Genomic DNA, 22,558 nt, shown 5'->3' with positions numbered 1-22,558 from the left:
TCGTAAGAGCCGGTTCACGAAGCTTTGACTCTTTTCTCCCTTTACATTTATTGCAGAAACGACCATAGCCGGTGCGAAGTTTCTCATCTCTAAAATTATCTTGTTCCTTTACCTTTTTGCATTGTGGGCATTCCTTCATACACCCGCTTTGAAGAGCATCGATGTTTTTATGAATTTCGGTAACTATTGAGTGGTTACCGCAGACTTTTTTTTTATAAGACCTTCTAGGCGAAGGCTCAACGTTGCCACAGGGTCTTTACCTACGTTAAAGCGGTTTAGCCTTAGGAAATTATAGCCGTAACTTTCCAGCACTTTTTCACGGTAAACGTGCTTTTCCGTGTGATATTCATCATAATTAAACTCATTCACTGAAGAAAAATCTTGGAAGTGGAATTCAAAGCCGTCATATTCAATAATGATCTTGTGTTGCTTACTTTCCGCATCTAGATAGACAAGTAAGAAATCCACCACGAAGGTCGGGTGTGAGTAGCGCTTATCTAGCTGCTTAATGTATTTGCCAAGAGGAAATTGCGTGTGTAGTTCAATAACGGATTTATTGGCTTTGAAAAATGCCGATTCCTGTATCCAGTGCAACACTTTCTTTTCCATCGGTGAACGTGAATCGGTGCTTTCCGAATTCGGCAGACACTTGGCTTCCTCACAGGTTTTTTGATAATGTCGTAATGCTTCACCGATTGAGCCGGTATAATCTTCAAGCGGCTTGCTCAAGTAAAAATCCATGCGCTCTTTCGCACGACTAAAGCCTACATTTAGACGCTGCAATTTGATTGTCCCGCCTTCTTCAAGCTCTACGCTATTGCGATCTTTAATGAAAATGCCCCAAAGCTTATCTGACACGGCGCTTGCCACCATCGAATAAAGAATAATATCACGTTCTTCCCCCTGGCACGTGTCAAACGTCATAATTTTTAACTTATGCTGCTTGACGAAGTGCTCATTATCAGGATGCTTTGAAAATGCGTCCACCAGTAATTTTTGCTGGTTAGTGTGCGGAGTAATAATGCCGATCGAGCGATTAGGTTCCTCCCGAGCAATACGCTCAATTTCGGCAATAATTGCTGCGCGTTCAAGCTGATTGCTATTTTCAATTAGTTCAATGCGTCCATCATGCTCAATAAAGCTAAAGCGGATTGTGCTTTCTATCGGCGTGGCGCGTATTTTAACTGCTTGTAGGCTGTCGCCGTAAAAATACTTACTGGAATAAGAAATTAATTCCCGATAACCCCGAAAATGCTTTTTAAGCATGATGTTATAATTACTGATACGCTCAAAAAATTCGAGAACGGAAGTTTTGATATTGAACTTACTAAGACGTTCAAGTTTAGTAGATTCGTCCGAAATCGTTTCTACAAAAACATCGCGCAAGCGGTTAAGATATTCTCGATTGGTGTCAGAACGTGCTTGGTTGGATTTGACATTGCTAAACTGCTTTTTGTCGCCGAGAACAACGATTTTTTTGCCGCGCAGCAGAGCCGGAAATGCTTGAGCAATACTAACTTGTGAAGCTTCGTCTAAAATCACTAAATCAAAAATTTCCGATTCCAGCGGTATATATTCGGCAAAATCCCTAATACTGGCAAGGATGCAGGGGAAGGATTTTTTAAGCTTATCAAAACTGGTTTTATCAAAGCGTTGCTTTTTAGAAATCACGCCGGACAGCGTTTTAGCATCATTCTTGTGGTTTTCAAAGAAATCAACCACACGCTCGTCCATTTTATAGGTCATCTGCGTGGTAATGAGTTCTTCAATCGTTTTCTTTTCCGCTATGTAATTATGTTCCGGGATTTTGTTGAAGTGATCTTGTAGAGCATTTTTTAGGTAAAGATATCTTGCTAGCTGCTTAAATTCCGTTTCGGGATATTTAGTAAGAGTATTGTCAGTAAAGCTAAAAATATTGCTGCTTTTCGCATTTATATTTGCAGCAGTTTTGCTATACTGATTAAGGCGTGCCACGATATCGGAAATAGAATCTAATAAATCTTTGCGCTCAGTCGCCGTTGTCAGAGGCAGATTGAGTGTAAGTAGCAGGTGAACGCTTTTATTGAAATCCTGCATAAACTCAAAGCCGCTAGCTATTTCTTGTGCCTCTTTCAGCTGCTTGCAAATTCTAAACAGTTCAGCAATGCTTTTCAGCTGCTCTAACTGCGTATGTGGTGCGGTAAAATCATTAGCCAGTTTTGCGCCTAATTGCTCATTTAGTGCCGCAATCTGTTTTCCTTTGAATAAAAACCCGAACCAGCTTGCTTTAAGCTGCTCGCATTTCGTTATGTAGTTTTCCAAAGCGGCTAACCCATCAGCAGAAGGATTGCGGATTTTAGCAACATGCTCCAGTTGGCTATTTGCCTTGATGCGTAAATCATCAACAATAGCCATGAAGGTAATGAAATGCCGGAATGCGGTTACGCTTCTATCACTAGGGTAAAAATTCTTAAAAAGGTTCGTCAGTTTACTTTGTGAGTCGTTAAGCTTATCCTTCAATTTCAGCATTTCTACTCGAAGATTAACTAAATTATCTGCCAAAAACTGGTCACCGTGTAATTCCATCAGCTCCACGGGCAAGTTTTCTGCTTCGGTAATCCGGTTTTCTAGTTTGATGAATTCAGCAATTTCGTTCAGCTTGATTTTTTCGTAAGCGGTAACGGTGTTGCCGATCTGATTTTTCAGGTTCGATACTGATTGCTCAATATTGGTTTCAAGTTTTTTGTATTCGTTCCTAACCGCTTTATAATGCTCCTTGATGTGCTCCATTGAGGTAGTGGAAAGAATTTTTGAGTAGGTATTGCCTCCCCGTCCAAGCCGCAAAATAGGATTTTGAAACTGGTTATCTAACCTCACTTTATTCATGGTTTCCGTGATTTTATCTTCCACTACGTCCAGCGCTTCTTTCTTATCGGAAAGCACCAAAACGGACTGATTTTTAAGGATGGCATTGCATACTATCGCCGTAATAGTATGACTTTTACCCGTACCCGGCGGACCTTCCACAGTGATGTATTTACAGTGCTTTTTATTTAGAGCGCTGAGAATCTGCCTTTGCTCTTCATTCAGCGGTACGGGACTAGCGTAAACCAGCTTTTCGCTCACCTTAGTATTATCCCAATCATGTTCAGTTTCTGCTATCACCGAAACAGGGTTGTTTGTAATAAAATCATCCACCATCGATTGAAAGGCTTCAGCTAAAAAATTATCACCGCCCTGTAGCTTTTGCAAAATGTCTTCATAATCATTTACTAAGGATTCGTCTGATTTATCAAACACACCGAGATAGCAGTCGTTTGTAATCTGCAAGCCTTGCCCCTTAGCAACTTGGCGTTCCGGCTTGTTAATATCAATGTAAGGAGTTAGACAAAAATAGTTGATTGCTTCCTTAAGTGCCGAGTCAATTTCTTTCACCAGATGTCGGCGCTTTTCAGCAAGGTAAATAATGCGCTCAACAAATGCATCCAGAGAGCCTTTACGTTCAACCGCAACGTTGTAATTCTGCACTATGAATTGCATTGCCTTTTTGTTCACATATAAGAGAGAATCAAAACTAAAGGTAAAACATTCCGTGCTTTTCTGTATCTGAATGGGAATATAAAATAGCGGGTAAGTTTTGTTGTTATAGCTGATGTCGCAGAAATATAAGTAAAATTCCTGCTTTTCCATAAGGCTCTTATTATTGACCAGTTCGGAAATTTCAAAAAATAAGTCGCCGGCAGCAAAACCCTTAAAAAAGCTTTCTAACTTATTTTGCACGTCCTTAAGTTCAAAAACCTGCTCTAGCGATTGCTCGGTCTCGATCTCTTTTCCTAAGCTAATTTGGTTGATGATCGAAGAAACCGCATCTTCCAGTGAGCCTATTAAAATGTCAGTGAGTTCTTCTTCGATTTGAGATACGGAATCAATCGTAGCCGTGCGGATTTTATCTAACGGCTCTCGAATTTTATCCACGAAGGAGGCAAGGAATTTTTCACGAATGACGCGGGCAATGCCATCAAGCGCACAGGTTATGGCAGCGGTGGTATTGTTAGGGTTTTTGGATATCCCTAAGTCTATTTCATTGTAGAATAGTTTTATAACCTTCTCAACTTCTTCAGACTTAATCGCAGCTATTTGGTCTTGTACTAGCTGCAGGATAGATTGAGGAATAGCGGTGGTATGTACGCCACGCTTAAGCTCGCCCGGAACTCCATCTTCAAAGCCCTGTCTAATGACTTTCCACACTAGTGAGGTGTATTTTTTGTATTTGTTAAGGTTTATACAAATTTGCAGGTTATTGCTGTTACGATGCTGGATATGACGTTTAGGGTTTTTAACTTTATGAAAATCGGTTTCCAAAAAGTCCATGAAGTAACGAGCCACTTCCGTTACAAACGGTATGACTCCTTTTGATTCAGGTTCTTGTTTTGCTGATACCGATACCGTCATTTGCTCCCATTCCTGACTTTGTTGCATAGATATTTTTATGTCATTTCCGCGTAGCATTGTTGCGTGGATCATAATTACCGTATTATGATTATTACAAGTACGGTGTCATACCGAGGCCCCTCCCACGGTATCCGGAAAAACCTTAATAAAAAGACTGGATGCCGTGGTCAAGCCCACTACTGTACGAACGTTGAAAAAAGGCTGTGTCATGCCGTGACTTGATCACGGCATCCAGGAAAATAAAGCCATATTAGACTTATTTTAGAATCTTTTTATGATATTATAAGCTGGATTCCGTGGTCGTAGCCACGGAATGACAGAATTTTTACCTCTTTATTTAAACGTTCGTACAGTAGTGAGTCAAGCCACGGCATGACACCGGATCGCTTTGCAAAAATGGTCAAATCACTATTTTCTGATCCACGCAACAACACCTTCCCGCGTAGGCGGGAATGACATACTGCTACTTTATCGAGCCATGCAACAACTGTTTTCTCTATTCCTTTATAGAAAAATAGGATAAAAATTTCCAAAGATAAAGCCTTTTATTAGAATGGGTTAGTTGTAATTCAACTTTCAATCCCCGGTGTTGTATCTGTGCCGGCAAGATACTGGTTTTAAGAATATTGTTTTTGCTTATGGTGGGGTTATTATAACGAAGTCGTTGCGATGCTAGCTATTCCTGCAAAGATCAACTATAGCTTATATTTAGTTTAAGATATTATCCATTGTATCCTTAGCATTTTGACGGTAGAACTATGATATCCGTGCCGTGAAACAAAACTCAAAACCCTTGAGATGCGTTGTCAAATTCGTATAAATTCACTTTATATTACTTACAATTTTGTAAATATAACTTCCTCTTCTCATTTTTTAATGTAGTATTGCATATAGTAATTTGTATGAAACTTTAAGGGATATTTCTAGAGTCTCAATTTGCTCCTAACATATGAATAAACAGATGAAAAAGCCTCTTACCATAGAAATTCTTTTCAACGAAGCTTTACTATTTGCGGAAATGGAAAGTAAATATGACGAACCTGTGCTTTATGGTGTAACTGACGGAAAAGCTGTTGGCACTTATTTAGAACATAAATTTAAAGCATATCTTGCAGAAAACTATGAATATGTTGAAGGTAATTCAGCTTTTGGAATAGACTTTCCAGTCCTCGAAATAGACATGAAAGTAACCAGCATTAAACAACCACAGTCTTCATGTCCGTATAAATCAGCGCGACAAAAGATTTATGGACTAGGATATAACTTGCTTGTATTCGTATATGAAAAATCTGATGACGTAAAAAATCAAACAGCTCGTCTTGATATACAATATACAATTTTTATTGATAAAGAAAGAACCTCTGATTATCAAACAACAAAAGGTATTAGTGAAATTTTGGAACGTGATGGAAATGTAGATGATCTCATTGCATTCATTCAAGATCGGAATCTGCCAATCGATGAAATAGAAGCAAAAAATATTGCTGAAGAAATCCTCGTGAACCCTCCTTTTCAGGGATATTTGACAATTTCAAACGCATTACAATGGCGGCTACAATATAGTCGAGTTATACAAAAAGCAGGAGAGATTGAGGGTATTCATAAAATAAGGTAATTGAAAAGGCTAGATATGTTGGAAGCACAGAACACAAAAACGATCAAGATATTTGGTGATTTTCAGACACCGGAAAATTTTTCTATCCAAGTATTAAGACGCGTTCAAAAATGTCTTCCCTTTCAACCACGATCTATTCTAGAACCCACCTGTGGAAAAGGCTCTTTTTTATTTGCTGCTACAAATATATTTCCTACTGCTGATTCTTATACAGGGATCGAAATTAACAAATCTTACCTTCAATATCTACGCCATAGCATTTATGAAAAGAACATTAAAAATCACATTGACATAATCAATGCTGATTTCTTTTCATTAGATTGGAATAAAGTACTTGCCTCCTTAATAGAACCTGTTCTGATTACCGGTAATCCACCATGGGTTACAAACTCTAATATTAGTGCAGTAGGAGGCTCAAATCTTCCGGCAAAAAATAATTTTCAAAGCAGAAATGGTCTTGAGGCTATTACCGGAAAGGCAAATTTTGATATCTCTGAATGGATGATTCTTAAGTATTTAGAATGGTTAGAACAAAAACATGGGGCTTTAGCAATTTTATGTAAAACCCATGTGGCAAGAAAAATTCTTGCCTATGCCTGGAAACATAAAAAGCCTATTGGAAGTGCTTCAATTTATAAAATCGATGCATTAGCAATATTCGGTGCTGCTGTTGATGCTTGTTTATTTGTAGCAGTTGTCGGCAGTCCTGAAGAAAAACAAGAATGCCGTATCTATAAAAGCATAGATGATGAATTACCATCGCAACATATCAGCTATAAAGATAATATGATTTTGGCAAATATAGATAATTACACTAATCTTTCTTTCCTCAAGGGCGCCAGTATGTTTTACACTTGGCGTTCTGGAATAAAACACGACTGTAGTCGTGTAATGGAGCTTACAATCAATGGAGATATCTTAATTAACGGTATCGGTGAAGAGGTTACAATAGAAGATGACTATCTATACCCACTATTGAAAAGTTCGGATTTAGGTAATGAAAGAATAAAAATGTGCCGAAAACGTCTGATTGTAACTCAAAGATTCATAGGTGAAGATACGAATTCCATAAAAATGTGTGCATCATTAACATGGAAATATTTACAATCTCATGTAGAGGCTTTAGCTAGCAGAAAAAGCTCTATCTATAGAAGTAAACCTACTTTTTCAATTTTTGGGGTAGGTGAATACTCTTTTGCTCCCTGGAAAGTTGCTATTTCTTCTTTGTATAAAAGTCTTAAGTTTTTCTCTGTAGGTCCTATGGATAATAAGCCTGTTGTTTTTGATGACACAGTTTATTTTTTACCGTGCGACTCAGAAAAAGAAGCTAGATTCATCTGTGAATTACTAAACTCATATACTGCTCGGTTATTTCTAGAGTCGTTTATTTTTTGGAATGATAAACGCCCCATTACCATAGATATTCTTAAACGTCTATCTATAGAAAATTTGGTAAAATATCTTAATCGTGAAGATGAATGGGTAGTGTACACCGACAATGAACATCGGGCTTTAAGAGAAGTTGGATAAGGTATGCGGTACTGATTTAGGGTTCGCAACACCCATGTCACGCTCTCCGAAACTTAATATACCAAAACCCTAATAATAACACCTTATAGCATATAAATACAAGGTTCGAGTTCTATACGGCTAGCCATTCGGTACAACTTACTATTTTTTAGAGATTTTGAAAGCGGAAAAGCCGCTTGGTAATAAACCTTGCAATCTTTCAGCTCTAGGTTCGAGAATATAAAATTTAAAAATTCATGTTTTTCCGAAATAGTTAAACCATTAAAAGTTTTATAGACGTTGATCGTGATGTTTATGAGGTGTATAAATTCCTGAATCTTTTAATATTTGTTTTCTATATATTCGCTCAATAAAATCATCAATAATTGACTGATCAAAATTATTAGGAAGCCGTGAATTTAATGCCGCTAATTCTACTTCCTTTAATAATTCTTCTATTTCTTCGCTTATTTGCCGGAAAGAAAGCTTACCCAGTTTAATATTTAATAAATGCTTAGCTTCGGGGCGAGGAAAAGTAATATGGCCGGTAGTTAAGAATTCTATAGCTTGATGCCCTACGCGCACGGCATGCGACAAAGCTTTCCAATCTATCCCCTCATTATGCTCGGCGGATATTGCTCGCATACCGTATTCGTTCATGAGCCTTTCGGCAATTGTAAGCGCAAATTTGACGGAGCTATTTAATAATGCTTTTTTACTGCATATCTCAAAGTATTTTTCTTTAGCTTCAGTTATGCCTAAATTTAAATATTCGTTATTAAAAACTAGGGTTTTTAGTTCTTCTTCAATGGCGGCTAATTTAGTATTATCGCCATATCGCGCAGCTGCTTTATTGAGATAATCGCACGCCGTTTTTATTGCCGCAATGCGCGAGCCTTTAATACCGTATTTGTTCGCCTGTCTTTTACAATAATTAAGAAAAGAATCCGCTTGTTTGACGAAAAGTTTTGGTGCTAAATTTTGTATTTCCTGCCATTCCGGCAAAGCTTCTAATAGCATCGAGCTTGTCGGTGCAAAAAGCATATCAAGAGCCATGGGTTGACCGTTCGTTAGTAAAGATAAAAACCTCTCAATACTATAAAGCTCGTAATCCACATCGTCGGGCGTGTTTCTTTCACCGTGCATTTTAGGACGTTTAAAAGATATAATAGGCTGAACACGTTGTAATAATATATCCTGCGCTTCCGGTATATATAAACCTTTAATATCCAAATCGGAAGCAGGCGTTGAAGTGCCGTATAGGTGTGAGCCGCATTTAATTTGTACTATAATTTTCATAATGAATTACGGCTTGCTAAATAAATTTTTCTGACCCATATAATATCGCGCTCTAATATTTCATCAGGTTGCATTATTGCCCATTTGTAAAATGCCGATACTTCCGGCTCGGAAAGATTACGCTTTAAATTCCCTCCTGTTTTACGTACTAGAATAATACGCTCTTTTAAGCTACGTATGCTTTTCCAAAAGCTATAATAGGACATTTTGATCTTGAACATAAAACCGTTACTATCTTCCGCAACAAAACCTTCGATTTGCTTTCCGTGAAAAGTATAATCTTGTCCTTGCTCTACCATATTTTTATACCATTCCTCAAATGCATCCCATTTATTGAAAACCATAGCTTTTTGTTTGTGAGATACACCCAAACTTATAGCAATTTGCTCTATTTCATGAAAATCTAAACGTTTAAATTTTTCGCTGCGTACTACCGCATCAAGCAAAACTACGTGACGTTGATTATATTCTATCATATGCGGATCGTTAACAGGATCATTTACTTCAAATACTAACGATAAATTTCTATCCTTAACGGTCTTATGCAGATAATCCATTTGTGACTCATTAAGGGAAGTTGTTAAAATTTCTTTAAACCAGCCGGTAAAATCTGATTCAGGAGTAGATTTTGAACTGAAAAATAACCTATCATTTTTTATATCGTAACCCAAAAGCCCTAAAAATCCATTTTCTTTTACAAATAAAGTAAGCGGGAAAAGTAAATTTTTTTGTAAGTTATATAGCTCCGTTTCTCTTTTTTCGCCTAGGTTAAAAAATTTGTCATATGAACGCACGACGATATTCAAATCATTATCTATAAATAACCCGCGTGCGGTTAAACTTACCTTATCCCAAATTCCTTTAGTTAAAGCTTTGCGGCTAAAATTATAGGAAGTAATATGCGGGTATGAATCAAAATATTTTCGGTTAATGTAATTATGTTTGTGCAATTTTTCAAAGGTTGACTTGCTAATTTTATATTCTTCATTTTCGGTAGTTGCTTTAAAAGCCTTAGGGCTAGCTTCTTTACAAAAAATATTATTGCGAATTTCAATTTCTGCAACTTTATTATCTTTGGCTATGGTCATGATCCTTAAATTACCGCCGAATTCTACGCCTGCTTCTAAATTATAACTTTTATCTGCCGCTTTAATCGGTAATGATGACGTATTACGATGACCATGTACCTGCAACCACTCAGTATTAATCATATTATCACTAAAAGTTTGATCGACAAGATGCTTATAAACGCCGGTACCCTTCCAAAATTGATGAGACGGCAACAATATTAAATGCCTAGGCATCGCTGCAATGCCTGCATGATTAACGAGGCACTTAACCCCGCCATACTCATAGACAAAACAATCAACCAATTTATTACATAAACGATTAGCCTCATCTCTCGTAAAGTTAACTTTTTCAAGTTGTGGGAGAGTGTTGTTTTCAAATTCCGCACTTAAAATATCTTGCCCGTCGGCATATCTATGAATATGGGTTTCATGGTTGCCCCATATCATAACAATATTTCCTCGCTCCATAACCTCATCTACTAGCCAGCGTATTACCTCACCGTTTTGAATGCCGCGATCAAGAAAATCACCGACGAAAATGTAAAATTCATCCACCTTAAAACCATCGGCAAAATATTTAGCTATCGGCTCATAACAGCCTTGTATATCACCTATGTGATGAATTTTTTTATAATCGTTTAAATCTATGACTTTCACGTCAAGATTATCTATAAGCGAAACTTCCTCAAAATCGGCATACGGAAAAACCTTAATAAACTCCGGAATCGGATTTGTCTTGTAACGTTCATAAGCACGAGTAATAACATTTTCAGGTACTTGTTTATATAATTCTCTTTGTAAATTTTGCTCTAATGCCGTTTCTATAGATATGGAAGTAAAATCTATGCAATAAATTTCATAACGATGTTTATTAGCCAATTTTATCGGCATTTTAAAATCTTGTGCCAGCTGAAAAGTTGCATCAATTACTATAAACTCACCGCGAAACATTTTTTCGTTTAAAATACGCTCTACTTCGATCCATACTTTTTTATCATTTGCCGAATTAATAATAATTCTACCTTCAGGCGACATAACTATCCCGCCCATTAATATACGCACCGTATCGGGTGATAATGCAAAACCTTCTAAATTTTGTTTTTTGATAAAAGTAGATTTACCGCTTCCGGGCGCACCGCGTAATAATATTAATTTTCTCATGCTTTTTGTTTTTACTTGTTAGGTTCTGTTGAATTGATTGTATATTGTCGTTAGAGGGCTTAAACCTTTCTTTAAGAATGGGGACGTTGTTGCATGGCTCGGAAAATAGTCCCAATGTCATACCGTGGCTTGACCACGGTATCTCATAAAGCAACCTGTGATAGCATATTTCAAGAGATCCCGCGATCAAGTCACGGCATGACACAGCCTTTTTTCAACGTTCGTACAATAGTGGGTCAAGCCACGGTATGACACCGAAACACTTTGCAAAAATTCGAGCCATGCAACAACGCTCATCAAAACATGCTGTGATATCAAAACCTAAATAACAAAAACGGCACTTTTATTTTTTCAAGCGGTAAAATAGTAGCTAAACTGTTTAAATCGAATGTTATCTATATTTTATTTTAAAAATCTTTCTTCTAATTCTTTATCCAAAAGCCAAATATGTTCTTTTTCAAGGATTTCATAACGTAATTGTTCTTTTTCTTTATCAAGAATAGGCAAAGGAGCTATTTTAGCAGCTCCGTAATGGATACCCTTAAAATCAATATTTAACTCATGGCAAACTTTTTCAACCGATTCAAGGTATTTTAAATCGTCATCAATAAAAATAATCTTTTTAAAATGTAAATTAGATTTGGCAAGAGCAGATTTAAGTACTAAACCTTTATCTACAAGAGCCGTTAAAATAACTCCTGACTTTAGCATAGGGATACCGCCTTTATTTTTTAATTCCGGGAAAGTCATATTTTCTTTAAAAGGAGAAGTGTTAATAAAAGAAATATCCAGCTGTTTTAAAGCGTCAAATCTCAAATTTTCCATTTCGGTTATTTTACCGAATTTACCTGTCCACCATCCCGTCAAAGCAATTGCCGGAATATTTCGTTGTTCTAAGCGGTTAATTAAGTCTTTCATATTTGAATTAACAGGCTGAACAGTACGTTTTTCAAAAACGCAGCTATATAAATATGTAAGCTCATCTTTTGAATATCGTTCTTTTAACTTTTGTGTTAATTCTTTTCTAATTGGAGCATTAACGGCAAATTCATCGGTCGGCATCATTAACACGTCATCTACATCAAAAATAACTAATGTATCTTTATCGGCTTTGTTTACATACTCTTCTATTACTTTAAAGTCATTAGTAGGAATGATTTCCGCAAAGCAGTTATAAGATAAACAAATTAAGCTTAAGAGTAGAATTTTTAAAAGTTTTATCATTATTCTATTTTATATTTAGGAAGTGGAAAATTACGAATCTTGTGATGCATTTGTGTATGTAACACTCTAATAACTGTAATACCTTGTTCATACTTTATATAATAAATCACATGTTTTTTTATAGGAAAGCTTAAGATGGTAGGATATATATCGGAACGTAAAGTTCCTATATTAGGATTATGGCTCAAAGCAATAGTTTTTTCATATATCTCGTCTAAATATTTTACGGTTTGTTGTTTTCCCCAATGCTTTAGGGTGTAATCCACAATATCTTCAAGATCACGTTTAGCACTGTCCGTAAAATTACATCTGCTCATTAATTTTCATTTTTAAACTGTCAAAAACATTTTTATGACTATGTATTTTATTTTTTGCTAAATCGTCTATTCCTTCAGCAATAGCCATTTTTAATACTTGTTCTTTAAAAGCTTCGAGTTCTTGAAATTCTTTATCCGAGACTATTACAGCTATAGGCTTACCGTTTTTACTGATACTAATAGGCTCTGTTTGAGCTTTGATAAGTAATTCACCAAATTCACGTTTTGCATCGGTTGCATTTAATTGTTCCATAAGAATAATCATTTTAATTATTTTGTTCAATTAAATCATAAATCTTTAATATAATCAAGTTAATTAAATCACGGCAATATCATTAAATATTTTCATAAAATCATTTAAAATTTTAACCGCAATATATATTATAGATAACTATTAAACAAATATATTTTATGAGTTCCTCCTATAAACTTATTGAAGTAGTTCCTTATACCTTGAAAAAAGCAGGTTTCAAAGCTTTACGTATACTTAAAGCTAACGATAAAACAGAATGGGAAGCTGCAAAATATTTCCGTCAAAAATATTTCTTCGGACTTCATAATATTGAAGATCCTTACACCTGGACATTTAATCATACCCAGCATGCTCATTTAGTGCTATATGAAGGAGTAGAAATTATCGGCTATTCTCATATCCAGCTATGGTCAGATGAAAGAGCTGCAATGCGTATCATTGTTATTGATGAGCTAAAGAGAAACAATAATTTTGGCAGTAAGTTTTTGCAGGTTTGTGAAAAATGGCTTAAAAGCAAAAATTATAAAACTATTCATGTTGAATCTTCACCACAAGCTTTAGCGTTTTATAGAAAAAATCATTATATCGAAATGCCGTTTAATGATCCGGATGGATATGAAAGTTCAGAGCATGATATAGCAATGGGGAAAAAGTTATGAAGTTTGCGGCTTTAAACCTTTATTTAACCTAAAACCGCAAAATTATAAATGGAATATGGTTTATATGGCTAAGAATTTAGAGCCTAAAAATTCTCTGCAAGATTTAATCACCCTAGAAAAAGACGCTAGAGCGTTTGGCTTTGATTGGTCTAACCATGAGATGATCTTAGAACAAGCAATTGATGAGTGCAGAGAGATAAAAGAAGCTATTGACGATGCCGAGCCACCGGAAAGAGTGCAGGAAGAAATAGGCGATTTGCTACATACCGCAATTTCTTTATGTATTTTTTCAGAATTTGATGTAGAAGAGACGTTAAGAAGAACAAATAAAAAATTTGCTAATCGTATGAATGCTCTAAAAATACTTACTAAAAAACATAACCTCCTGAATTTGCAAGGTCAACCTATAGAATTTATGCTAAAATTATGGAGAGAAGCAAAAGAGATAACTAAAGAAAGATAATAAAAATATGAAAATTATAACATATGAAGAATTTGAAAAAGTTGAATTACGTTCAGGAACAATTACTAAAGTAGAAGAATTTCCAAGAGCTAAAAAACCGGCTTTTAAAGTTTGGGCTGACTTTGGGGAAGAAATCGGAATACTACAAACTTCAGCACAAATCACAAAACATTATACTACGCAAAACCTAATAGGTGAATCTATAGTCGGTTGCGTAAATTTGGGTGAGAAAAATATTGCCGGCTTCTTATCTCAATTCTTATTAGTAGGTTTTCCGGATAACAATAACGATATATGTTTAATTAAAGCTGATCCTAAAGTACCGAATGGTCAGAAATTGTGTTAAACCCTAAAACCATTCTCAAATTAACAGTTTTTTTTAGTATATTTTTACTGATTATATATGGAGTATATTTTGCTTTGCATTGGCAAAATCCTGAGGTAAATACTGAAGTAGCTGATGATATAGGAAATTGTTTATATAAAAATGCTCATAAAAGCCTACAGGTTAATTCTATGGGAGTAGCATTTAATATTTCTTATACCCCGAATGCTGAAAAAGACTGTTTTAATCCGTCTTTCCCTATTATTCATATTAAGACAGACGAGGAACATAATGCTTGGCTTCACATAGTTCGCACAGATTATCCGGATGAAAATTTACAAGAGTTTATAGACGGCGATATAAAGTTTGATTATCCGTTTTACAATTAAAAGGGGTTTTAAGCTTTCTTATTTTTCTATAAAGCGGCGTTGTTGTATGGCTCGAAATCCTTATAAAAAAACACCGTCATTGCGAGGAGGGACGTAGTCTAGAGCGGCAATCCGGGAAAAAACACTTTTCTGTCATCCTGAATTTATTTCAGGATATTCTTTATAGATGCTGAAACAAGTTCAGAATGACAAAAGGAAAGACTGGATTCTCGCCTGCGCGGGAATGACATATTGCTGCTTTTATCGAGTCATGCAACAATGCTCTATAAAACCGCAAATGATTTTCCCTCTAGCCTTAGCTTAGAAGATTGGCAAACTGATTGGGAAGTGTTTAAGCAAGAATTAAAGGAATATGAAAGTATAAATTAGACGGCTCAAAACTTGATTATACTCTGCGTTCTCTAGTCCGATATGTTCGTGAATTTGTCAAAAAATGACGACTGGCGCACCCTGAAGGATTTGAACCTCCGACCTACGGATTAGAAATCCGTTGCTCTATCCAGCTGAGCTAAGGGTGCCGGAATATTGCTAACCTTATATCAGTTCAGCTTTTATTTTTCAAGCTTTCTTTAATACAAAACTTACATTCTCAAAAATAACTTGTTTTTTAACGGATAGGATATTAAAAATAAAAATTTCAAATATTTATTAAGATGCCGGAAATTTTTACCTATGATCCTTCATTAAAATCAGCATTTTTAAATCTTAAAGTTAAGGCTAGCGCGAAAGCTAATTCGGTTAATAATTTTATAGCTGTAAATGATAAGCTATATTTAAAATTATCAATTAAAGCGATTCCGGAAAAAGGTAAAGCCAACGCGGAAATTATTAGTTTTTTATCTAAAGAATGGCGTATTGAAAGGAATAATTTGGAAATTATAAAAGGTCAAACAAGCAATTTAAAGACTATATGGATAAAAAATATAGAGCAAGACTATTTAAATTCTTTTTTAAAGCACTATATAGAATAACAAAGATTATATAAGGTCATACAGTTTTATAGAAGAGAAGGGGCGAAAGGCAACAACGCCTCGCAATGATGATTTTCGGTCTTATCAATTTCTTCTTTTATAAAACCGTATAATATTAATGTAAAGATTTTCAAGATTAGGGTTTTAATATGACACAAGAAAAAAAGAAATTTGATACCGAAGTCGGTAAAATTTTAAATTTAATGATTCATTCTCTTTATAGTAATAAAGAAATTTTTATAAGGGAATTAATTTCTAACTCTTCGGATGCTTGCGATAAGCTAAGATATCTATCGCAAAGCAACGCTACTTTGTTAGGTGAGGATAATATTTTAAAAATTACCGTTAAAGTCGATAAGGATAGCGGGCAGATTATTATTCGTGATAACGGCATCGGTATGAATAAAGAGGACTTAATCGAGAATCTTGGAACTATCGCAAGATCCGGTACGGCAAATTTTCTCCAAAATCTTTCCGGTGATGCTAAGAAAGATAATATGTTAATAGGGCAGTTCGGCGTAGGGTTTTATTCAGGCTTCATGGTAGCGGATAAAATTACCGTTACTTCCAGGAAAGCCGGTGAAGATAACGTTTATAGCTGGGAATCTGACGGACTAGGAGAATATACGGTATCGGATTCCGGCAGAGAATTTACTAGAGGTACGGAGGTAGTACTGCATGTTAAAAAAGAGGAAGTAGATAGTTATCTTGATCATTTCCGATTAAAACATATAGTTAAAAGCTATTCCGACCATATAGCAGTACCGATATATTTTATCGATGAAGCAGGTAATAACGAAATACAATTAAATTCTGCATCGGCTTTATGGACTAGGGCAAAATCAGAAATCACCGAAGAACAATATAAAGAATTTTATAAAACTTTATCTTATTCCCTCGATGATCCTTGGCTTACTATGCATAATAAAAATGAAGGAGCGATAGAATTTACTAATTTGCTTTTTATTCCGTCAACCAAAACCTATGATTTATTTCATCCCGATCGTAAAAGACGTGTTAAGCTATATATAAAAAGAGTATTTATTTCCGATGAAAATATTGATTTAATCCCGTCATATTTAAGGTTTTTACGCGGCGTGGTAGATTCGGAGGATTTGCCTTTAAATATTAGTCGTGAGTCACTACAACATAATAGTACGCTTGAGAAAATTAAAAATGCTATTACTAAGCGTGTGCTTGGGGAGCTAAAGAAAAAGAAAGAAGATTCTCCCGAAGATTATAACAGTTTTTGGGCTAATTTCGGCGGAGCGTTAAAAGAAGGGCTTTGTGAGGCAACAAGCGATCACGAAAAATTATTAGAAGTTTGTATATTTAGAAGCGCGCTGCATAATAAAATGATTAGTTTAGACGAATATATCGCCAATTTTAAAGAGGGACAGAATACAATATATTATCTTAGCGGTGATAATCCTGAAAAGTTACTTTCAAGTCCACAAATTGAAGGATTGTTAAGTAAAAATATCGATGTATTACTCTTTACCGATACCGTTGATGATTTTTGGGTTAATGTTAATAATAACTATAAAGATTATGCTATTAAATCGGCTACTAGAAGTGATATAGATATTGAAAAAGCAATAGGAACTTCTGAAGAAGAAAAAGATACTAAAAAATCAGATGATGAATATCAAGAATTAACTAATTATTTTAAAGAAATATTAGGAGATTTAGTAAAAGAAGTAAGAATTTCAAGAAAGCTTACCTCAAGCCCTGCATGCCTTGCCGTTAGTGAGGCGGCTATGGATATTCGGATGGAGAGATTTTTAATTGAACAAAAGCAAATCCTTAATTCTTCAGCGAAGAATCTAGAATTAAATCCTAAAAACAAAATAATAGAAAAAATCTTTAATGATTTAAAAGTGAATAATAAAAATAACGAAGAGCTAGTTAAGTTAATATTCGATCAGGCTTGTATTTTAGAGGGGGAGCCGGTAGCGGATAGCGGTGCTTTTTCAAAAAGACTTAACGATATGCTGCAAAAGGCTATATTGTAAATAGGTAATACCCGCGCCTCCTTGCAACGCATTGTTACGTGGATGGTAAAAAGTGTCTAAAACTGTCACCCCGTGGTCAAGCCGGATTTATTGCATAGCTACCAGAATCGTCATTGCGAGGAGGCACAAAGTGCCGACGCGGCAATCAAGTATAAACATATTTTTATGCTAAACTTGCCACCTATATAAGCTTTTTGGCATTCTAATTAAATCTCTCATTACATTCGGGATAGCCTGGATTGCCACGTCGGCACTTTGTGCCTCCTCGCAATGACGGGGTAAGATCGAGCCATGCAACAACGCCCGAAGGCGGGAATCCAAACTTTTTCTTGTCATGCTGAACAAGTTTTGCGCATCTTTTTTTAGTATATCCTGAAATAAATTCAGGATGACTTTTATACTTTTTTCTAGATTCCCGCTTTTAGCTAGAATGACATACTTTAAAGTTCATCTTGAATGTGACAAACCATATAATTTAATGTAGCTCTTAATGCTTTTTCATAAACTAGTAGGTCGTTTTCCGTGCAATTATTTTGTTTTATAGCTTCGTATACTTTTCTTAATAAAATACTACTATTACCAATCCTTTGAAATTTTTCTTCATTCTCAAATTTATATTGCCAATGCGCCGATTTGCCTGTTTCCGCTTGTTCATGCATTTCTACTGTACGTATTTGTATTTCTATTTTTCGTTTATAAGGGTTAATCTCAATTACGATATGTAAAGATTGATAGCCGTTTTCTTTAGGGCTATCGATGAAATTTTTGCTTTTTTGTAAATCCACATTATAAAGCTTATAAATAATATCGCGCGCTTTATAACATTCCTTTTTATCTGCTACTATGACTCGGAATGCAATAATATCAGTTAATTGTTCTAAAGTAGTTTCTTTTCTTATTATTTTCCTTAAGATAGATTCAGGTTCTTTAATTCTACCGGATATTTCTGCTTTTATGCCGTGTTTAAGTAAATCCTCATGAAGAAGGCAAGTAATAATATCAACCAAACATACCTCCTTTATATTAATTATTTTAGTTGTTAAGCAATTATTATTTTGTAATACTCATTGAAAGCAAGCAATTATAATAAATCTAATTTTTTAAAATTATATAACTAAAAATTTATAAACAGAAAAATAATATTATCAAAAGCTACTATTTTCAAGGGTTTATTAAAAAGCGGGTTTAACAACTAAAATTTAATTGTTTAGAAAAAGCGATAACTTTTCAACAAAAATAGTAATACTAAGCTTTTTAGTTAATATTATTATAAATAAATTTTGACTAAAATACTATATAAAAATAATATTTAATTTAAATCTGTTATTACTAATAAAATTATTAGTAGAATTATTTTTTTGTATAATTATAATAACTACCCAGGTAAAGCTTAATTAAAAAAAGATGTAATAATGAGTAATTTAGATATTGTTATTTTTCTCGGCTTTCTAGCCGTTAATTTAGGTATCGGCATATATTACGGCCGCAATATTAAAACTATAAAAGAATATGCGGTAGGGGATAGGAATTTTTCTACTCCGACTATTGTTGCGACTATTATTGCAACTTTTATCGGCGGCGGGGTTTTTTCTTTAACTTTATCTAAAACTTATAGCGACGGTTTAGCTTATATATTTTTAAATGTCGGAGAGATATCGGCTTTTTTTATAACGGCATATTTTTTAGCCCCAAGAATGGCGGAATTTTTGGGTACCTTATCTATTGCCGAAGCTATGGGTAATCTTTTCGGTAAGAATATTCGGGTTATTACCGCAATTTGCAGTATTGCTTTAACGGCCGGTGCCGTTGCCATGCAATTTAAGGTGGCTTCAACAGTTTTAAGTTATTTTTTCGGTATAAATAGTATCTATGCCACTATCATTAGCGGTATGGTAGTAATTATCTATTCAGCCGGCGGCGGCATAAAAGCGGTTACTTTTACCGATATTATCCAATTTCTTACTTTCGGTGCTTTTATACCGATTCTAGCATTGGTAATTTGGGGAACTCTGCATAATCCGGAAATTGTATTTGATACGATTACTTATAATTCAGCCTTTGATTTTAAAGAAGTATTTAGCTATCACAATCCGCATTTTTGGAGTTTAATAATACTTTTTCCTCTTTTTGCATATCCCATATGCCTGGACCCGGCAATGTTTCAAAGGGTTTCAATGGCTAAAAACACTAAACAAATAAGGAAGACTTTTTTTATTTCCGGAATAATTCTGATAGTTATTTATCTATTTATGGATTGGATAGCAATTTTATTATTATCCGTTAAAAATGATATAGCAGCGGATAGTTTATTAAGCTATATTATCGATAATTATACTTATCCGGGTTTTAAGGGATTTGTTTTAATAGGTATAATATCAATGTTAATGTCGACGGCGGATTCCTATATAAATGCTTCGGCTATAATATTTGCCCATGATTTTTGTAATCCTTTGGGAATAAAGTGGGTGAAAAAGCATGAACTATTTTCTTCTCAATTATTTGCGGTAGCGGTCGGAATATCTGCAATTATAGCGGCCTTCTCTTCTAGCAATTTATTTAACTTATTTATATTAATTAATGAATTTTATATGCCTATTGTTGCAATGCCGATACTTTTTGCGGTATTAGGGTTTCGCAGCTCTTCTAAATCGGTTTTAATAGGCATGGCAGCCGGCTTTATCTCGATTATTTTATGGAAATATATTTCTCCGAATACGGATATTGTAGGGGTAGTACCCGCTACTTTTATGAATATGATTTTCTTATTCGCTAGCCATTATGTGCTAAAGCAACCGGGAGGATGGGTGGGAGTAAAAATTCCTCTGCCTTTACTAGTATTTAGAATGGAGCGGAAACGTAAAATACAAAATTTTATTACGAATATTAAGGAATTTAATATATTAAGATTTTGTACTAATAATTTACCGCGAGAAGAAATCACTTACACTTATCTGGGAATTTTTATAATAGCCTCTACTTATTCTTCCCTTTATACCATACCTGAAAATTTAAGAATTCATTATAAAGAGATTTATAATTTTATTTATCATTCCGTGCTAATAATGTCGACAATTTTATTATCATATCCAATATGGCCGAATAGCTTTAAAAATGAAAAATTCATAACGATATATTGGAATGTAGCGATATTTTATATTCTTATTTGTGTCGGTAGTATTTTAGTTATAATTAGTCATTTTAGTGAAATACAGCTAATGGTTTTTATGCTGAATATGATTGTTATGGGTATTATACTGCGTTGGCAAATGACAATCTTAATGCTGGGTCTTGGAATTATTATTTCGAGCGAGTTTTTTAAATTATATACTCATGCGCCTATCCCGGGAAATTTCGGTAGCATACAATTTAAAGTGATTTATTTTCTGCTATTATTTAGTAGTATCTTACTTGCTTTTATTAAACTGAAACAAAAATATGATGAGCTATCCGAAAATTATAAAAAAGATTTAGAGCGCAGAAACAATATTAGTTTGTTTAATTTATTTAAAGTCACTCAACATCGAAAAAGCCAACAGAGAAAAGAGCTTTTGCATAAATTAGATGAGAATTGTCTTCAGCTATTTAAATCACTATACGCTAAACTAGAGACATTAGAAACTGATATTGGGAATTCTGAACAACAAGAATTAGCTCACGAAAAAGCTAATTTGTTAAGAACAACCAAAAAATTAAAAAACGAAGCCGGATATTTAGATGAAGTAATATTAAAAATTAAAGATGAAGTACCAATAAAACCTGCCGGCGTAGAATTAAAACAGTTCTTTGCCGGAGTACTCAATCACTATAAAGAAATTAATTTTAATTCCGAGATGCAAATTAGCACTATTTTTAGAGTGCAATATGAAAAACTAGAAATTGATGAAGAGTTAATGCGGAGTGCTGTTATTACTCTGCTAGATTACGGACGATTAAGTTCGGAAAGTAATATTGCGCATTTTTTATTTGAAGATGCCTATCTTGATGAGTATGGGCTTGAATATGGTCAAGATTCTAGCGGCTTACTTAAGACTAAAAAAGATGCCGTAAAAATTATTTTAATTTTTACTAGGATTAAAGTAAAGCCGGATAGCAGAGATAATTTATTGAATTCCTCAAATGAAATATATGATAATTTTGTTTTGTCAGAGGTAACAAAAATAATTAACGCTCATTACGGTAGAATAGAAATTACTTTAAATAATGCCCAAGAACTAGTCTATACTTTAATAATTCCCACTCAGATTAAGGAAATTACACCAACAAGAAAAGCTACCGAATGAGCTGCTAAAAGATTTTTCTAATATTTGTTTCTTAACGTTCTTCCTGTGTGAATATCAAAATCGTCATTGCGAGCCGCGTAGGCGTTGTTGCATGGCTCGAATTTTCGATGTCATTCCCGCGCAGGCGGGAATCCAGACTTTTTTACCTTGTCATGCTGAACTTGGTTCAGCATCCCTTATAGTAGATCCTGAAATAAATTCAGGATGACTATAATTTTCTAGATTGTATCTTGAAAATACCGTTAAAAAGAGTCAAAGTAGAAAATAAGGAGTGATACCATTTATCTGGATTGATCTAAAAGATCGAGGGAATCTTGGTACACTCGTTATAATCAACAAAGTGTGTAGTACGAACGGTAGGATGGTCCTAAAGAGACCGCATTTACAATCCTGTACGCATACTTTAAACACGCTACCAAGGTAGCAAAAATGATAAAATAAAACAACAAAAATAAAATGTTGTAATTGTTGTTGCTATAGTGGAATTGTGGGTAAGTCGTTAGACTTATCCATAAATCCACTATACACCTCAACTGTAAAATTTTATCAAATTTAACGATTTTTACTCTTGACTTTT

20 protein-coding genes and 1 tRNA gene are annotated in these 22,558 nt (G+C 34.6%); 11 read left to right on the top strand and 10 right to left on the bottom strand.

Annotated features, from left to right (window positions below):
• Positions 1–183: 183 nt before the first annotated feature.
• Positions 184–4,458, bottom strand: a complete 4,275-nt coding sequence (locus AAGD64_RS07335; protein ID WP_341792928.1) for an AAA domain-containing protein — start codon at positions 4,456–4,458, stop codon at positions 184–186.
• Positions 4,459–4,494: 36 nt separating this feature from the next.
• Between AAGD64_RS07335 and AAGD64_RS07330 the strand changes: the two genes are divergently transcribed.
• A complete protein-coding gene (locus tag AAGD64_RS07330; RefSeq protein WP_341792927.1) occupies positions 4,495–4,653 on the top strand; it encodes a hypothetical protein in 159 nt (52 codons plus the stop codon).
• Positions 4,654–4,703: 50 nt separating this feature from the next.
• Here the strand turns inward: AAGD64_RS07330 and AAGD64_RS07325 are convergent, their stop codons facing one another.
• Positions 4,704–4,964 carry a hypothetical protein gene (locus AAGD64_RS07325; protein WP_341792926.1) on the bottom strand — a complete coding sequence of 87 codons (261 nt, stop codon included), beginning with the start codon at positions 4,962–4,964 and terminating at the stop codon, positions 4,704–4,706.
• Positions 4,965–5,392: 428 nt separating this feature from the next.
• Here AAGD64_RS07325 and AAGD64_RS07320 point away from each other — a divergent pair, with 428 nt between their 5' ends.
• The gene (locus tag AAGD64_RS07320; protein ID WP_253308637.1) at positions 5,393–6,046 is read left to right on the top strand and encodes a hypothetical protein; all 654 of its coding nucleotides are present in this window, start codon (positions 5,393–5,395) and stop codon (positions 6,044–6,046) included.
• Between the two features lie 15 nt (positions 6,047–6,061).
• Positions 6,062–7,576, top strand: coding sequence for an N-6 DNA methylase (locus tag AAGD64_RS07315; RefSeq protein WP_341792925.1), 1,515 nt, complete (start codon positions 6,062–6,064; stop codon positions 7,574–7,576).
• 270 nt (positions 7,577–7,846) lie between these two features.
• On the opposite strand, the gene AAGD64_RS07310 is transcribed toward AAGD64_RS07315, so the two are convergent.
• Both AAGD64_RS07310 and AAGD64_RS07305 read right to left on the bottom strand, forming a co-directional pair.
• The gene (locus AAGD64_RS07310; RefSeq protein WP_253308635.1) at positions 7,847–8,854 is read right to left on the bottom strand and encodes a DNA polymerase beta superfamily protein; all 1,008 of its coding nucleotides are present in this window, start codon (positions 8,852–8,854) and stop codon (positions 7,847–7,849) included.
• Positions 8,851–11,085, bottom strand: a complete 2,235-nt coding sequence (locus AAGD64_RS07305; RefSeq protein WP_341792924.1) for an RNA ligase — start codon at positions 11,083–11,085, stop codon at positions 8,851–8,853. Before AAGD64_RS07305 ends, AAGD64_RS07310 begins: the two co-directional genes overlap by 4 nt.
• Positions 11,086–11,178: 93 nt before the next feature.
• On the opposite strand from AAGD64_RS07305, the gene AAGD64_RS07300 reads away from it, so the two are divergent.
• Entirely contained in the window at positions 11,179–11,337 is a 159-nt protein-coding gene (locus tag AAGD64_RS07300; protein WP_341792923.1) for a hypothetical protein, read from the top strand.
• A 150-nt stretch (positions 11,338–11,487) separates the two neighbouring features.
• On the opposite strand, the gene AAGD64_RS07295 is transcribed toward AAGD64_RS07300, so the two are convergent.
• The 3 genes from AAGD64_RS07295 to AAGD64_RS07285 are packed head-to-tail and all read right to left on the bottom strand — an operon-like array spanning position 11,488 to position 12,879.
• Entirely contained in the window at positions 11,488–12,309 is an 822-nt protein-coding gene (locus tag AAGD64_RS07295; RefSeq protein WP_341792922.1) for a DUF2608 domain-containing protein, read from the bottom strand.
• Positions 12,309–12,626, bottom strand: a complete 318-nt coding sequence (locus AAGD64_RS07290) for a type II toxin-antitoxin system RelE/ParE family toxin (RefSeq protein WP_341792921.1) — start codon at positions 12,624–12,626, stop codon at positions 12,309–12,311. Before AAGD64_RS07290 ends, AAGD64_RS07295 begins: the two co-directional genes overlap by 1 nt.
• Positions 12,613–12,879, bottom strand: coding sequence for a type II toxin-antitoxin system Phd/YefM family antitoxin (locus AAGD64_RS07285; protein WP_341792920.1), 267 nt, complete (start codon positions 12,877–12,879; stop codon positions 12,613–12,615). The genes AAGD64_RS07290 and AAGD64_RS07285 overlap by 14 nt, the downstream gene beginning before the upstream one ends.
• A 158-nt stretch (positions 12,880–13,037) precedes the next feature.
• Between AAGD64_RS07285 and AAGD64_RS07280 the strand changes: the two genes are divergently transcribed.
• The 4 genes from AAGD64_RS07280 (at position 13,038) to AAGD64_RS07265 (ending at position 14,715) form a co-directional block, all read left to right on the top strand.
• Positions 13,038–13,538, top strand: coding sequence for a GNAT family N-acetyltransferase (locus AAGD64_RS07280; protein WP_341792919.1), 501 nt, complete (start codon positions 13,038–13,040; stop codon positions 13,536–13,538).
• Between the two features lie 64 nt (positions 13,539–13,602).
• Complete coding sequence (locus AAGD64_RS07275; RefSeq protein ID WP_341792918.1) at positions 13,603–14,001, top strand: MazG nucleotide pyrophosphohydrolase domain-containing protein; 399 nt, start codon at positions 13,603–13,605, stop codon at positions 13,999–14,001.
• Positions 14,002–14,008: 7 nt separating this feature from the next.
• Positions 14,009–14,347: a tRNA-binding protein gene (locus AAGD64_RS07270; protein ID WP_341792917.1), complete on the top strand. Its 339-nt coding sequence runs from the start codon at positions 14,009–14,011 to the stop codon at positions 14,345–14,347.
• Positions 14,341–14,715, top strand: coding sequence for a hypothetical protein (locus tag AAGD64_RS07265; protein ID WP_341792916.1), 375 nt, complete (start codon positions 14,341–14,343; stop codon positions 14,713–14,715). The genes AAGD64_RS07270 and AAGD64_RS07265 overlap by 7 nt, the downstream gene beginning before the upstream one ends.
• Positions 14,716–15,156: 441 nt before the next feature.
• Here AAGD64_RS07265 and AAGD64_RS07260 read toward each other — a convergent pair.
• Positions 15,157–15,233: transfer RNA gene (locus tag AAGD64_RS07260), tRNA-Arg, on the bottom strand.
• A gap of 135 nt (positions 15,234–15,368) precedes the next feature.
• Between AAGD64_RS07260 and AAGD64_RS07255 the strand changes: the two genes are divergently transcribed.
• Both AAGD64_RS07255 and htpG read left to right on the top strand, forming a co-directional pair.
• On the top strand, positions 15,369–15,686 hold the full coding sequence (locus tag AAGD64_RS07255; RefSeq protein WP_341792915.1) for a DUF167 family protein: 318 nt from the start codon (positions 15,369–15,371) through the stop codon (positions 15,684–15,686).
• Positions 15,687–15,835: 149 nt separating this feature from the next.
• A complete protein-coding gene (gene htpG / locus AAGD64_RS07250; protein ID WP_253308616.1) occupies positions 15,836–17,701 on the top strand; it encodes a molecular chaperone HtpG in 1,866 nt (621 codons plus the stop codon).
• A gap of 168 nt (positions 17,702–17,869) precedes the next feature.
• Here htpG and AAGD64_RS07245 read toward each other — a convergent pair whose 3' ends face one another.
• Together AAGD64_RS07245 and AAGD64_RS07240 are read right to left on the bottom strand one after the other, a co-directional pair.
• Positions 17,870–18,037, bottom strand: coding sequence for a hypothetical protein (locus tag AAGD64_RS07245; protein WP_341792914.1), 168 nt, complete (start codon positions 18,035–18,037; stop codon positions 17,870–17,872).
• A 104-nt stretch (positions 18,038–18,141) separates the two neighbouring features.
• Entirely contained in the window at positions 18,142–18,708 is a 567-nt protein-coding gene (locus AAGD64_RS07240) for a bifunctional (p)ppGpp synthetase/guanosine-3',5'-bis(diphosphate) 3'-pyrophosphohydrolase (RefSeq protein ID WP_341792913.1), read from the bottom strand.
• A gap of 405 nt (positions 18,709–19,113) precedes the next feature.
• On the opposite strand from AAGD64_RS07240, the gene AAGD64_RS07235 reads away from it, so the two are divergent.
• Positions 19,114–21,981 (top strand): sodium:solute symporter family protein, encoded by a 2,868-nt coding sequence (locus tag AAGD64_RS07235; RefSeq protein WP_341792912.1) that lies wholly within the window; start codon positions 19,114–19,116, stop codon positions 21,979–21,981.
• Positions 21,982–22,558: the final 577 nt, after the last annotated feature.

The sequence above is a fragment of the Rickettsia endosymbiont of Ceutorhynchus obstrictus genome (assembly GCF_964026565.1).
Lineage (GTDB): Bacteria > Pseudomonadota > Alphaproteobacteria > Rickettsiales > Rickettsiaceae > Rickettsia.
Note: the sequence above shows the minus strand (reverse complement) of the source record. Positions and strands in the feature narration are given on the sequence as shown.